This is a genomic window from Actinomycetota bacterium, assembly GCA_005774595.1.
Taxonomy (GTDB): domain Bacteria; phylum Actinomycetota; class Coriobacteriia; order Anaerosomatales; family D1FN1-002; genus D1FN1-002.
Genome location: VAUM01000020.1, coordinates 1 through 13,392, shown reverse-complemented (window position 1 = coordinate 13,392; position 13,392 = coordinate 1). Strand labels below are relative to the sequence as shown.

11 protein-coding genes are annotated in these 13,392 nt (G+C 71.9%); 5 read left to right on the top strand and 6 right to left on the bottom strand.

The features are described from left to right. Positions 1–1,055: 1,055 nt before the first annotated feature. A complete protein-coding gene (locus FDZ70_01840; protein ID TLM80181.1) occupies positions 1,056–2,942 on the top strand; it encodes a hypothetical protein in 1,887 nt (628 codons plus the stop codon). Then, complete coding sequence (locus FDZ70_01835) at positions 2,939–3,541, top strand: hypothetical protein (protein TLM80180.1); 603 nt, start codon at positions 2,939–2,941, stop codon at positions 3,539–3,541. Before FDZ70_01840 ends, FDZ70_01835 begins: the two co-directional genes overlap by 4 nt. A gap of 28 nt (positions 3,542–3,569) precedes the next feature. Here the strand turns inward: FDZ70_01835 and FDZ70_01830 are convergent, their stop codons facing one another. From FDZ70_01830 to FDZ70_01820, 3 genes are read right to left on the bottom strand one after another with little or no spacing between them, the layout of a single operon-like run. Continuing rightward, a complete protein-coding gene (locus tag FDZ70_01830; protein TLM80179.1) occupies positions 3,570–3,827 on the bottom strand; it encodes a hypothetical protein in 258 nt (85 codons plus the stop codon). Beyond that, positions 3,824–6,229: an FtsX-like permease family protein gene (locus FDZ70_01825; GenBank protein TLM80178.1), complete on the bottom strand. Its 2,406-nt coding sequence runs from the start codon at positions 6,227–6,229 to the stop codon at positions 3,824–3,826. Before FDZ70_01825 ends, FDZ70_01830 begins: the two co-directional genes overlap by 4 nt. After that, positions 6,229–6,954, bottom strand: a complete 726-nt coding sequence (locus tag FDZ70_01820) for an ABC transporter ATP-binding protein (GenBank protein ID TLM80177.1) — start codon at positions 6,952–6,954, stop codon at positions 6,229–6,231. The genes FDZ70_01825 and FDZ70_01820 overlap by 1 nt, the downstream gene beginning before the upstream one ends. Here FDZ70_01820 and FDZ70_01815 point away from each other — a divergent pair. The 3 genes from FDZ70_01815 to FDZ70_01805 all read left to right on the top strand — a co-directional run bounded on the left by FDZ70_01815 (position 6,938) and on the right by FDZ70_01805 (position 10,729). Next, a complete protein-coding gene (locus tag FDZ70_01815) occupies positions 6,938–8,332 on the top strand; it encodes a glycosyltransferase family 4 protein (protein TLM80176.1) in 1,395 nt (464 codons plus the stop codon). The genes FDZ70_01820 and FDZ70_01815 overlap by 17 nt on opposite strands. A gap of 84 nt (positions 8,333–8,416) precedes the next feature. Continuing rightward, positions 8,417–9,529, top strand: coding sequence for a hypothetical protein (locus tag FDZ70_01810; GenBank protein ID TLM80175.1), 1,113 nt, complete (start codon positions 8,417–8,419; stop codon positions 9,527–9,529). Positions 9,530–9,625: 96 nt separating this feature from the next. After that, positions 9,626–10,729, top strand: coding sequence for a hypothetical protein (locus FDZ70_01805; protein ID TLM80174.1), 1,104 nt, complete (start codon positions 9,626–9,628; stop codon positions 10,727–10,729). A 29-nt stretch (positions 10,730–10,758) separates the two neighbouring features. On the opposite strand, the gene FDZ70_01800 is transcribed toward FDZ70_01805, so the two are convergent. The 3 genes from FDZ70_01800 to FDZ70_01790 all read right to left on the bottom strand — a co-directional run. Continuing rightward, complete coding sequence (locus tag FDZ70_01800; protein ID TLM80173.1) at positions 10,759–11,427, bottom strand: flavodoxin family protein; 669 nt, start codon at positions 11,425–11,427, stop codon at positions 10,759–10,761. After that, positions 11,306–12,856, bottom strand: a complete 1,551-nt coding sequence (locus FDZ70_01795) for a DUF2779 domain-containing protein (GenBank protein ID TLM80172.1) — start codon at positions 12,854–12,856, stop codon at positions 11,306–11,308. The genes FDZ70_01800 and FDZ70_01795 overlap by 122 nt, the downstream gene beginning before the upstream one ends. A gap of 26 nt (positions 12,857–12,882) precedes the next feature. Then, positions 12,883–13,392 (bottom strand): hypothetical protein (locus FDZ70_01790; GenBank protein ID TLM80171.1); only part of this gene is annotated, 510 nt, incomplete at its 5' end.

Here is a 13,392-nt window from a genome sequence, read left to right as displayed (position 1 = left end):
GAGCCGAGCGAGGAGTTCGCGCACGCCGCGGCGCGCACGGCCGCCTGGCTCGAACGCGAGATGCGCCTCGACAACGGCGCGTTCGCCACGGCGCTGGCCGCCGAGTCCGGCGGCGTCGAGGGTGCCTCGTACACATGGACGCGCGCGGAGCTGGCCGAGTCGCTCGATGCGCACGACCTCGCGCTCGCGGAGTCGGCGCTCGGCGTCACCGGCGACGGCGCGCTGCCGGGCGGCGCGAACGTGCCCACCCGCCGTGCCGGGCGGACCGAAGACGCCGCGGCCGTCGACGCGCTGCTCGATCGCCTCGCCGGCCTGCGCGCGGCGAGGCCCCGGCACGAGCGCGACAAGGCCGCGATCGTCTCGCACAACGCGCTCGCGGCCCGGGGGCTCATCGAGGCCGGCGCGGCGTTCGGCGACGCGGCGATGACCGCGCGCGGCGTCGAGCTCGTGCGCCTGCTGATCGACGCGACCCGCGACGACGTCGTGCACGTCCTCGGCGACCCCGAGGTCTCAGGCGTCCGCCTCGCCGAGGACCACGCCCACCTGGCCGCAGCCGCGCTCACGGCATACGAGTCGGCCGGCGACGCGGTACTGCTCGCGGAGGCGCACAGGCTGCAGGCTGAGACCGAGGCGCGGTTCGTCGCCGACGGCGCCGTCTGGATGACCCCCGCGGACACCGACCTGCCGGTACGCCCGCGCGAGAGCAGCGACGACCCCCTGCCGTCGGGCGCCTCGACGTTCGTCGAGACCGCGGTCCGGCTCGCCGTGCTCGACGGCGACGAAGCCGCCGCCGAGCGGGCCGACGAACTGCTGCGCGGCTGGTGGGCCGCCGCCGACTACGCCCCGCAGTCGGCCGGGACGGCACTCGAGGTGATGACCGGGCGCGTGTGGGGGCCGTCGCGGTGAGGCGCGGGGCCGTCGCGCCACCCCCTCCCACCTGCGCGGATAGATCCTGGTAAGACCGCGCTGTCACCCTGCGCGTAGAACGGATGCACACCGGCCGGGAACGCCGGCTCCTGCCGGGGCACTTGACGCATCCGTTCGAGGGGGGACCCATGAAAGCGAAGCGCACATCCGCGCCTTGGCGCGCGCTGATCTCGGCGTGCGTCACGAGCGCCCTGCTGTCCGGGCTCGCGCCCGCGCCGGCGGCGGCGGAGACCGAGACCGGGCCGCCGGAGTTCGGCGTCATCTACACCGCCAACGCAGCCAACCATGGAGACGATCTCGACTGCTGGATCATCCACGACGCATTCTTGGCCGCCGGCTGGCAGCAGAACTTCTTCAAGACGTCGATGAGCGGCGCGCACTCGAACCACCCCGATCACACGACGTTCACGCACGGCCCGAACGACGACAACACCGGGGCGGCAGGGGACGCCGTCGACCTGCTCTACGTCTCCGGGCACGGCTGGGACCACGCCAAGTTGCCGATCTTCGATTCCACCAGCTCTCATGACGCGCTGCCGCCCGACTCGATCTCGCCCGACACCAACTGCACGAACGACTCCCCGTGGGAGGTCGGCGTGGGCTGGATCGAGCGCAACGTCGCCGCGCGGACCGGATACAACGAGTCGCGCTGGGACACCGACATCGAGTGGCTGATGCTCTGTGCGTGCGACCAGTTGAGCAACGCGCCCGCCGACACGTACCCGGTCCCGAACCCGACGAACTCGAGCGCGAAGACGTGGGCGCGCACGCTGCTCGGCGGTCCGAACCGGATGCACGGCATCCTCGGCTACGCCGGTACCGCACCGGGCACGGTGGACGATGAGATCGCGTACGACTTCGGCCGCCGGAGCCTTCAGCCGGGCACGGGCGCACAGACCGTCCTCGGCGCGTGGGAGCGCGCGAACGCGCCCTACTACAACTACGACTGGGCGGCCGTCGTGCACGACGCCAACGTCAAGGACTACCTCCCGCCGGCGGGGCCGATGACGCCCGACACCACGTACAACGGCTGGTTCGGCATCGACTACTACAGCCGCCGACTCGACGGCAGGATCCTCGACGGGCGCGGAGGAGCGGCCGAGACGCTCTCCGAGGCACCCGTCCGCGACGGCAGCTCGTGGCTCGCGCGCGCGATCGGCGCGGTGAGCGGCGCCGTCAGCGCCGCCCTCGGCACGCCGGAGGCGCACGCCGCGCAAGGTGCGCGTCGCATCGCCGGACGCGACCTCACGCTCGACGTGCCGGCGACGGTCCGTGCATGCGAGGCGCGCCTCGCGCCCCGCTGCGCGCGCATCGCGACCGCGACGCTCGAGTCCGTTCTGCCCGAGCGGTCGAGCAGGCCGGTACCCGTCCCCGCGAGCGGTGCGGGCATCCGGCCGGTCAGCGTCCGCAGGAGTGTCTCGACCAGCGAGGTCGTCACGGTGTGGAGCAACGGCCGCTCCGAGTACGACGCGGGCCGTCCCGTGGACGCCCGTCCCATGGGCCGCTCACGCGACGAGGCCGTCAGCGAGGCGACGGCGTTCCTCGCCGCGCACGGCGAACTACCCGCGAACGCCGTCGCCGGCGAGGTGCGCGCGGTGACCCGTACGCGCCTCGGACTCGAACAGGACGATGACGCCACGGAAACACTGCGTTACGAAGTCCACTTCGCCCAGCGTGACGGCGCAGCATTCATCGAAGGAGCAGACGCCGGGATCACGGTCGTCGTGGACCGCGAAGGGGTGGCCCGCGTGAGCAAGCGCTGGATCGAGCTGCTGGGCGAGACGGAGGCGGCGCAGACGCCGGTGACCGCCGACGCCGCGCTGCGCTCGGCCGCCGCGGACGCGCGCCGCGCCGTCGACGCGACGGGCCGTCACGACGTGCACGCCGTCGACGTCGTCTACCACCTGCCGGCTGCCACGTCGGGCGGCGGTGTCTCGCCGGCCTGGCGGATCGAACTCGAGGACGGCTCGTGCATGTTCGTCGACGCACAGAAGGGAAGCGTGATTGCCAGATGACACGGACCGGTACACGCAGCGGGATCGCAGCAGCGGTGCTCGTGACGCTGCTCGCAGGAGGGGCCGCGGGATGCGCCGCCCGGGGAAGCGCGCAGACGTCGACGCGCCTGGCGCCGGTGGCCGACCAGCCGGTCGGCGAGATCGCCGCGAGGTGCGCCCCGTACGAGTCGGAGCTGCTGGACGTCGAACGGATCGACCTGGTCGCCTACCGCGCGCTCGGACAGGACGAGCCGACCGAGACTGCGATCCTCGTGACGGCGACGTTCGCGGAGCCGGGGCCGGGCGCGTCCACGGGGTGGACGCTGTACACCCCCGACGGCGGCGACGCCGGCGGCGGCGAGGCGACCGTCGACGAGACGGGGCGCACCGAGATCCTGTGCAACGCGCTCTCGTACACCCCGGAGGCCGACGACCCCGGGCCGGGCACGTACCTGCTCAGTGCCTGCGGTCAGTCGGTCTACCTGGACCTGGAGCGCGGTCTGTGGTCCGAGACCGACGGCGGCGAGGGTGAACCCATCGGTGACCGCATCGCCGACGGCACGGTCTACCAGGAGATCTGGGACGGGCAGTCGGTCGTCTGGACGGTGCAGGACCGGTAGCCGCCCGCTCGTTCCCGGCGGCGCGGGCTCACCCGGGTCCGCGCCGCCGGAACAGCGGCAGGAGCAGCCACCACGCCAGCCGCACGCCCACCTCGAACGCGAGCAGTGCCACCAGCGAGGTGCCCGCGACCCACCAGGGGCCCTTGTGCACGGCGAAGCGGTCGATGATCGCCATCGCGAGCACCACCGAGCCGGCGAGCCCGACGTCCCACGCCAGGTTCCACGTGCGCACGAGCACACGCCGCACGCCGCGCGACAGGCCCCGGTCCTCGCCGTTCCCGCTCATTCGTACGCTATCGCATCGCGCACGCTGACGCGCGACGCCCGGAACGCGGGGACGAGGCTCGCGACCGCCGCGACCACGAGCACGATGCCGAGCCAGCCGAACACGCCCTCCCACGAGAACGCGAACGACAGCGGCATGCCTATCGCGCCCTGGAGCATCAGCACGAGCGCCCTGCTCATCGGCCACGCGAGCACCGCCCCGATCGTCCAGGCGAGCAGGCCGATCGTGACCCCCTCGGTCACGAAGATCCGCCTGATCCAGGCGTGCGAGCCGCCGATCGAGCGCATCACGCCGATCTCGCGCGTGCTCTCGATGACGTTGATGCTCATCGTGCCGGACAGCCCGATCACGCCCACGGACGCGAGCAGCGCCGCCATGATCACGAGGAACGCCACCAGCACTCCGAACTGGTTGTTGAGGTTGTCGCGCATCCCCTTCTGGGTGCGCACCGATCCCACGGCGTACCCCGCGTCCTCGAGCCGCTCCTCGAGCGCGGCGGCGGCCTCCTCCTGCCCGTCCCGCGTGTGCCGGTCCGTCTTCACGAGCAGCCGGTCGGCCGCCCCGGCGCGGCCCAGGATGCCCTCCAGGTAGCGGCGCTCCACGAACACCTTCGACCCCATCATCTGGCCGGTCACCACCCCGACGACCGTCCACTCACGCTCGTCGGCACCGATCTTCAGGCGCACCGTGTCCCCGACCCCGAGCCCGTCCTCCGCGCTCGTCACGTCCGTGTTCACCACCACGGCCTGCTCGTCGGCCGAGCTCAGCCAGCGGCCCTCCACCACGCGGGGCGTGACGAAGTCCGTCCCCGCCGGCACGCCGGAGACCTCGATGTCCTGGTTCTCCGAGCCGTCCTCGCGGACGAGCGCGGCGCCCTGCTCGACCCAGGACTCGACCCCGGTGATGCCGCCGGCCTCGACCGCGACCCGCGCAGCACCGAGCGCCTCGACAGGCTGGGGGAAGGCGACCTCGACGTCGTAGCGCCACCACGAGTCCAGGTCGTCGACGGTGCGTAGCAGCGACGCCCGCGTGCTCACCACCGCCATGACGACCGCCGAGGCCAGCCCGAGCGTCGTGAGCGTGAGCGCGAGCCGGCCCTTGCGCAGGAACGTGTTGCGCAGCGACAGCGCGATCGGACGCGGCAGCCCTCGCACCAGCCCGAGCGCCCGGTCCACGAGGCTATGCCCGAACGAGACGCCGGCCATGCCCGTCGCGTTGAGCGCCGACACCACCGACCGCCGCGCGCCGAGCAGGACGGGCACGAGTGCGGCGAGCACCGGCACGAGCATCCCGACGCCCACCTCGAGCGCGATCACCCAGCCGGGCGGCGTGTACGAGGTGATGCGGAAGTTGAGCAGCCCGGCCGCGAACTCGGTGAACCGGTGGCCCGCCCACCCGCCGGCGGGGATGCCGACGAGCACTGCCAGCGCGCCGTACACGGTCACCATCGTGAAGTACATGCGCGAGACCTGGCCGGCGCTGCCGCCGACCGCCTTCATGATGCCGACCTGCCGCACGTGCTGGACCATGATCGCCGAGACGGTGTTCACGACCAGGAAGCCGGAGAGCAGCAGCGACAGCACACCCAGCGCAAGGAGCAGCAGCGAGACGGCCTTGAAGATGTCGCCGAGGAAGTGGCTGCCCGGCTCGGGCACCGCCATCCGCGCCACGGTGATGCCCGCGGGCTCGAGCACCTCGTCGCGGACGGCGGCGGCCATCTCGGAGGCGCGCTCCCTCGTCAGCCCCGCGCCCCGGAACGAGACGAGCAGCATGTTGTAGCCGTCGGGCATCTCCAGCAGCTCGAGGTTCTCCGGGGTGGTGAACGCGGTCGTGGCGCCGATGAACCGCGACGGGACCGCGTTGAGGTCGTGAGCGAATCCGGCGACCCGCAGCGTCGCGCTCCCGCCCGAGGGCAGTTCGAGCTCCATCGACTGGCCGACCTCCCAGTCGCCCGTCAGCTTGGCGGACTGCTCGACGAGGATCTCGCCCTCCCCGGGGATGCGCGTGCCCTCGGGCACCTCGACCCGCTCGACCTTCGTGTCGCGCAGGTCGTCGACGGCCTGGATGCGCATCGTCTTCCAGCCGCTGGACGGGTTGCCCTCGCCGTCGAGCGTCCGGAAGCGCACCGGGACGAGCGTGCGCCCCTCCGCGTCGGCGACCTCGGGCCGCGCGGCCACGCGCCGCACCAGCCCCTGGTCGAACGGGCGCTCGGCGTTGAAGGTCGCGTTCGCGGCTCGGGCCCAGGCGTACCCCGTGTCGAACTCTCGGAGCAGCACCTCGCGTGCGCCCATGACCACGGCCACCGAGAACACGCCGACGGCGATCGAGAGCACCACGAGCGCCGTGCGGAAGCGGTGGCTCGACAGGTCGCGCACGACCTTGATCCAGCGCGGCGCGAGCATCACTCGCGCTCCGGGCCGTCCGCGATCCTCGCGACCGAGGTCAGCCGGTCCTCGACGATCTCGCCGTCGTGCACGTGCAGCGCGCGGCGCACGCGCTCGGCGAGGTCGTCGTCGTGCGTGACCATCACGATCGTCTTGCCCTCGTCGACCATGTGCTCGAACAGGCCGAAGACCGCGTCGGCGGTGCGCGAGTCGAGGTTGCCCGTCGGCTCGTCCGCCGCGAGCACGGGCGGGTCGTTCGCGAGAGCGCGCGCGATGGCCGCGCGCTGCTGCTGGCCGCCGGAGAGCGCCGACGGCAGCTTGTGGGCCTGGTCGGCCAGCTCCACCTGCTCGAGCAGGTACATGGCGCGCTCGATCCGCTCGGCCGGCGAGTACATCGCGCAGAAATCCATCGGCAGGATGACGTTCTCCATGATGGTGAGCGTCGGCAGCAGCTGGAAGAACTGGAACACGACCCCGACCGTGCGCCCGCGCCACTTGGCGAGGCCGTTCTCGTCGAGCGAGTGGACCGGCGTGCCGCCGACGTGCACCTCGCCGGCGGTCGGATGGTCGATGCCGGTGATCATGTTGATGAGCGTGGTCTTGCCGGAGCCCGACTTGCCGATGATGCCGACGAACTCGCCTTCGTAGACCTCGAGGTCGATGCCGCGCAGCGCCGTGAACGGCACCTCGCCGGTGTCGTAGGTCTTGACGACCTCCGACAACCTGATGAGCGGCTCTGCCACGCGGTTCCTCTTCGCTCAGCGGCGCATACGGCCTCGCACTCTATCACTACCCGTACGCGCAGGTCGCGAGCGGTCCCGATGCTACACTCGTACGGTCGCCCGCCACGGCACGCGGGCGCGCAGGGATGCCGGCCCGAGGGAACGGACGCCGATGCGCATCGGGTTCTTCACCGACTCGTTCACGCCGCAGATCAACGGCGTCGTGCGCTCCATACTGCTGTTCAAGGAAGCCCTCGAGGCGCGGGGGCACGAGCTCTACGTGTTCGCCCCGGACCCCGAGCAGGACGAGGACTCAGAGGGCGTCGTGCGCTTCCGCTCGCTGCCCTACCCCCGCCAGCCCGAGATGCGCATGGCCGCCCCCATCTCCATCGAAGCACTCCGCCTGCTCGACAAGGTCGATCTCGACGTGGTTCACAGCCACGACCCGTTCGCGATCGGGCTGTTCGGGCTGCAGGTCGCCCGCCGGCACCGCGTCCCGTATGTGAACACCTACCACACCGCCTACCCCGAGTACGTGCACTACGTCTGGGACACGAGGCTGACCAAGCGCTTCGCCGAACAGGTGTCGCGCGTCTTCGGCGAGTACTGCGACTCCATCGTCGCGCCCTCCACCAAGATCGAGACGTACCTGCGCGAGTACGGCGTCACGGTGCCCATCGAGATCATCGCCACCGGCATCGACGTCGCGCACTGGGCACACGCCGAGGCCGAGCACGTCGCCGCGCTCCGCCGCAAGCTGCGGCTGCCCGCCGGCGAGCGCGTGATCCTGTACATGGGCCGGCTCGGCCGCGAGAAGAGCGTCGACACGCTCATCCGCGCCATGTGGCACAGCCGCCGCACCGACGCGACGCTCGTGATCGCGGGCGACGGCCCTTGGCGCGGCGAGCTCGAGACGCTCGCCGCAGAGCTCGGCGTCATGCGCAAGGTGCGCTTCGCCGGCTACCTGAAGGGCCGAGACACGGTCGCCGCGTATCAGCTGGCCGACCTGTTCGCGTTCGCGTCGACGACCGAGACCCAAGGGCTGGTCATCGGCGAGGCGATGGCGGCCGGCCTGCCGGTGGTCACGGGCGAAGACGAGGCGATCGAGGACTTCGTGGACGAGCGCTCCGGCATCGTCGTGCGGCACCGGCCCGAGGACTTCGCGCGTGCGTGCGACCGCATCCTGTCCGACGACGCGCTGTGCGCGAGGCTGTCCGCGGGCGCAGTGGCCCGGGCCGCCGAGTTCTCGATAGACCGTCAGGCCGCCAAGCTCGAGGCCCACTACGAACGCGCGATCGAGGCCTACCCGAAGCGTCGCCGCCTGCTGCGCATCCCCAAGTCGCTGCTCCCCGGCCCGCTGGCACGGATCGCCACGGCCCTCGAGGACGACCGCCGCTAGCGACCGCGCAGGGCAGCCTGCCGCGCGGGCGTGCTAACCTGATTCGCGACACGAACGAGGGCGCCCGACGGTCCGGGGGGACACGTGTTCACCATCCACTGGTACTCACTGCCCATGTTCGCGGCAGCGATCACGAGCGCGGCGCTCGCCGTGGCGTCGGTCGCGCTCCCGCATGCGCGTACGACCACCACGAAGACCTTCTGCATGCTCAACGTCGGCGTCGCCGCGTGGACCGCCGCCTACGCACTCGAGATCGAGCTGAGCCCGCTGGCCGACATAGCGCTGGCGCCGATCGGCAGCGGCCTGTGGTGGCTGTCGCTGGTCAAGACGTTCGGCCTGGCGGCCACGGCGGTGCACTGGTACCTGTTCGCCGCGGCGCAGTCCCGGCACATGAAGCTCGTCCGAGGCCCGTCGCTATGGGGAACCATCGTGTTCTTCGCGTACACCGTCCTCGTGGTCCCCGCCAACCCCCTGCACCACCTCTACGTCACCGCCTCTGCCGCCGGGCGCGCGATCGACGGCCCGTTGCGCACGGCCTACCTCCTGCCCAGCTCGCTCTACGGGATCGCGGGCACCTACCTACTCCTGTCGTCGCTGTGGCGCGAGCCCGGCCCGCGCAGCCGCAAGCGTGCCGTCATCATGGCGCTGGCGATCTGCGTGCCGCTCGTCGGAGGGATCGCATCGAACATCGCGCAAGCGGTCGGCGCGCACTTCCCGTTCGATCCCACGCCGGCGTTCTTCGGTATCACGACTCTCGTCATCGCGTTCGACGTCTTCCACGCCGGCCTCGCCGACATCGTGCCGCTCTCCGCGGCGCAGGCGTTCCAAGCGACGTCGGACGTCGCGATCGTGTGCGACAGCCGGTTGCGCGTGCTCACCGCGAACGCGGCCGCGAAGCGGCAGTTCCCGGCGGCGGCCACCGGAGTGCTCCTCGCCGACGCCCTGCCCGACGTCGCCGCGCACGCCGCGACCTGCCTGGAGACCGACTGCGACTACCTGCCCTTCGAGTTGACGCTGGGCGACGACGTGTACTGGGGGCGCATCTACCCGACCCGCAGCCGCTCGGGCGGGGCACTCGGCTGCGTGGTGCTGCTCTCCGACATCACCGAGCTTCGATACGCCCAGGAGCAGCTCACCCGCGCGATCGGACGGCACGGCGGACCCGACGCGGCGGACGTCGCCCACAAGCCGCGCTGACGCGCGCGCCGTTCGTCACCCCGTCGCGCCCCTCGCGGCTGCGACCGTGCGCCATCGGCTAGAATCGGGCTGTAGGCGTCTGTTGGGGGGACCGGCGTGACCGTCGACGCATACTCCATCGCGCTGCTGCTCTCGGCTGGCATCGCGACGCTGATGGCGCTCATCGCGCTCGTGTCCGGCCGCTGGCGGGCCGGCATCGTTCGGGCGTTCATCATGCACGGTGCGGCGGCGGCCCTCTGGTCGTTCGGCCACTTCCTCGAGCGCACGCTCATCCCCGGCGTGGAGCCGGCGCTCGCCGCGTTCGGCTCCGTCGGCTGGCTGGCCTACCTGGTCCGCGACACCGGCATGGCCGCATCGCCGGTAGTGTGGTTCACGCTGTGCACCCTCGCCGCCGACCGGCACAGCATTCGCGCATGGCACAAGACGCTGCTCGCAGCGTTCTTCGTCACCGCGATGGTGCTCGCAGCGACGAACCCGATCACCGGCTGGATACTGCGGCTCGACCCGGACGGCACGATGATCGTTGGCTGGCCGAACTACGCGCTCGCCGCGATCGCGCTGTGCATCGGCCTTCTCGGCACGTACCGCTTCGCCGCGTGGCGGTGGCGACTCGGCGGACGCGCCCGGACCTCCGGGGTCGCGATCGCCCTCGCGGCGCTCGCTCCCACCGTGACGGGCGTCGCGTGGGTGGTGCGCTCACCCGATCTCACCCTGCTCACGGTGAACCCCGCGCCGCTGCTGATGCCGGTGGTGAACCTCCTGCTCCTGGGCGAGGTGCTCCGGCAGGGCTTCGCCGACATCATCCCGGTCGCCGCGGCGCGCGCATTCGCGTCGATGTCGGACCTGGCGATCGTCACCGACGGCTCGCTCGCGATCACTGAGATCAACGACGCGGCAGCGCGCGAACTGCCGGCGACGGTCGTGGGGGGCCGGCTCGAGGACGTGCATCCCGACCTCGCGGCGCACGTCCGCGCGTGCCTCGCGGGCGACAGGGGCCACGGGCCGTTCGAGGTGCGGATCGGCGAGAGCATCTACGAGGGCCGCGCGCACCTCACCGACGCATCCCGCGCGGACGCGCGGGCGTGCATGCTGATGCTCTCGGACGTCACCGAACTGCGATGGGCGCACGACCAACTCCACCGCGCGGAAGCCGCACGCGAAGCTGACGCGGACGCGACGACGCTCCACGCCCCGTACTGACCGCCGGACGCCCGGTCCGCCGCGGGGCCCTACGCGGCGACTCCGCGCACCCACTCCCTGGCGCGGTCCGCCTCACCGGCGACGAGCGGGCCGTGCAGGTGCTCGACGAGGAAGTGGCCGGGCTTGCCCAGCATCTCGAACCCAGCCTCGGTCATCAGGTGCGCGATCTTCGCGGCGCCCGAGCCGGCGAACGGCCCGGACAGCCCTGTGTCGAACGCCGCGACCTTGAGGGCTGCCGCGCTCACCGACTCGCCGACCACGACGGCCGCGTCGCGCGCGAGCGGGGTCGCGGTCCACTTCTGCGTCGGGCACCCGATGATGAGCAGGTCGACCCCTTCGAGCATGCGCAGCTCGAAGTGCTCACAGTCGCACACGGAGGCCGCCTCACCGAGCTCGTCGGCCATCGCCTCGGCGAGTGACTGCGTGTTGCCGTACTTCGAGTCGTAGACGATCAGCGTCTTCATCTTCAAACCGCCTCCCCCGGTGGTTCGTACGCGATGCGTCCCTCCCGAGAGATCGTTCCCGCGGGCGGGCCGCATCGGACGTCCGTTCGCGAAAGCCGCCAGGGCGTGGTGCCTACGCCAGGACGAGCCGCCCGCCTGCCTCGCGCACACCCGCGAGCGCCCGGTAGACCTCGACCATGCCGAGCGTGTCCACGGCACAGTACGCCTCGAGGTCCGCGAAGACCGCCGCCGCATCCTCGGGCGACAGGAACCCCGTGACCGCGTCGTGGTAGTACGTGGTGGCGTCCTCCCCGTTCGCGATGCGCTTGCCGTGGTAGGTCGGGCCGTCCTCGCCGGCCAGCGCAGGCAGCACCTGCTTCATCGAGGTGCGGCCGATGAAGCCGGGGTGTCCGATGCAGGCCGCGACCACCTTCTCGAGGTCCGCCATGCGGGGCCTCAGCGCCAGCAGCGCCTCGGCATGCTCGGGGCACGCGTCCGCCACCTTGCCGATCACGGTGGACTCGTGGTGGCTGTAGTGGACGATCGTGCCGGTGTCGCCGAGGTCGGCGAGCAGGTGAGCGATCCACTCCGGGCGCGGGTCGTCACTGCCCGTGTGCAGGTAACCGCGCTGCTCGAGGCGCCCGTCGGCGTGCAGCACGTGGAGTGAGTATTGGAACGGGATCGCGTACTGGTACGGGCGCGTGCCGGGGTACAGCGGCAGCGCAGGCTGGAAGTCCTCGAAGTCGAGGAAGAGCAGCGGGAACCGCCAGCGCGCGAACTCGGAGCGCGGGTCGCGCAGGACCTCCGGCTCGCCGGTGAGCATCGGCCGGATCCGCTCGACCTGTCTGGCCTGCAGCCGGAAGGTGTCCGGGATGTCGCGGATGTCGAGCACCCCGGCGGCGATGAGCGCGTCGAGCTGGTCGCCCGTCACGAACGGCAGCAGCGTGACGGGATACTGCTCGGGCAGGCAGCTGTGGCAGGTGCCGCGGAAGTCGCAATCGTACGGCGTGGTGCACCTGCTACCGATCGCGGCCTCCGGCCGTTCGGCGCCGTGCAGCATCGCCAGCAACGCTGCGGCCGTCTCGGCGACCTGCGGCTGGTACGCCTCCGCGAGCGCGGTGGCGTCCTCGGCCGCGAACAGGCGCGCGAGGTCGTAGACCGGCCGCCCGTCCGCGTCGCGCGTCCCGTCCCACACGTACGTGTTGTCGAGGTGCATCAGCTCGGCCGAGGCGATCTCGAGCCCGGCGCCCTCGAGCACCCACTTCTGCACGGCGATGTCGGTGACGTGCTCGTCCTTCATCTTCGTGCTCGACTTCACCTCGACCATGCGCCAGCGGCCGTCGGCGAGCCGCTCGAGGGCGTCGACCCGGACGAACACGTCCTCGTGCTCGAACGCCGCCTCGAACAGCGCCGGCGCGCCCGCCGCCAACGCCTCGCGGGTCTGCTCGAGCGCGTCCAGCGGCTGCAGGTGCGTCGCCTCGATCGTGACGCCGTCTGGCCACAGCCCCTGCGCCAGCACGCCGATCTCGCTCCCGCGCTCGAAGCGGCGCTTCGACGAGTAGGAGAGCGGGTCCGCCAGTTCGCGCTCGTGCACGGAGAACCACAGGCGCAGCGGGCACTGCAGCCCGGTCTGGTACTTCGACTTGCTCAGGCGCACGCGGCGCTGCGCGGTCTGCTCGGTCATGCTGATGCTCCTCCCCTTCCGGGCAACTATGCGGCAGCGGTCGCGCGCGCGTCGAGGGCGCCTGCGAGCAGGCCGGCCTCGGCGGGCGGCACGAGCTGCGGGTACAGGTCACGGATCACGCGGGCGCTGCCCGCGTGCAGGTACGCCCCGGGGGCGTGGAGGACGCCCGGCACGCCGCCGGGCGCCACCTCGCCGGTGCGCAGCGCATCCACCACGTCGGCGGCGCTGCACACGCCCTCGGGCAGCTCGGTCCAGCACAGCCCGACGCTGCCCGGGTGGTGGCAGTCGCTCCCGCCGGCGCCCGGGAGGCCCAGCAGCGCGGCGAGGCGCGCGGACAAGTCGTTGAACGACCGCTCCAGCAGGAAGTACGCGCGGTTGCCCGAGAGCACCTCGACAGCGTGCAGCACCGGTGGTGGCTCGATCTCGCCCGCGTCCGCCCACGTCATCCCGGGGTGCGCCCACGTGCACGCATACCCGGACTCGTCGCGTTCCCACGGCGCGCAGTCGCCGGCGGCGACGCGCTCGATCGCGCGCAC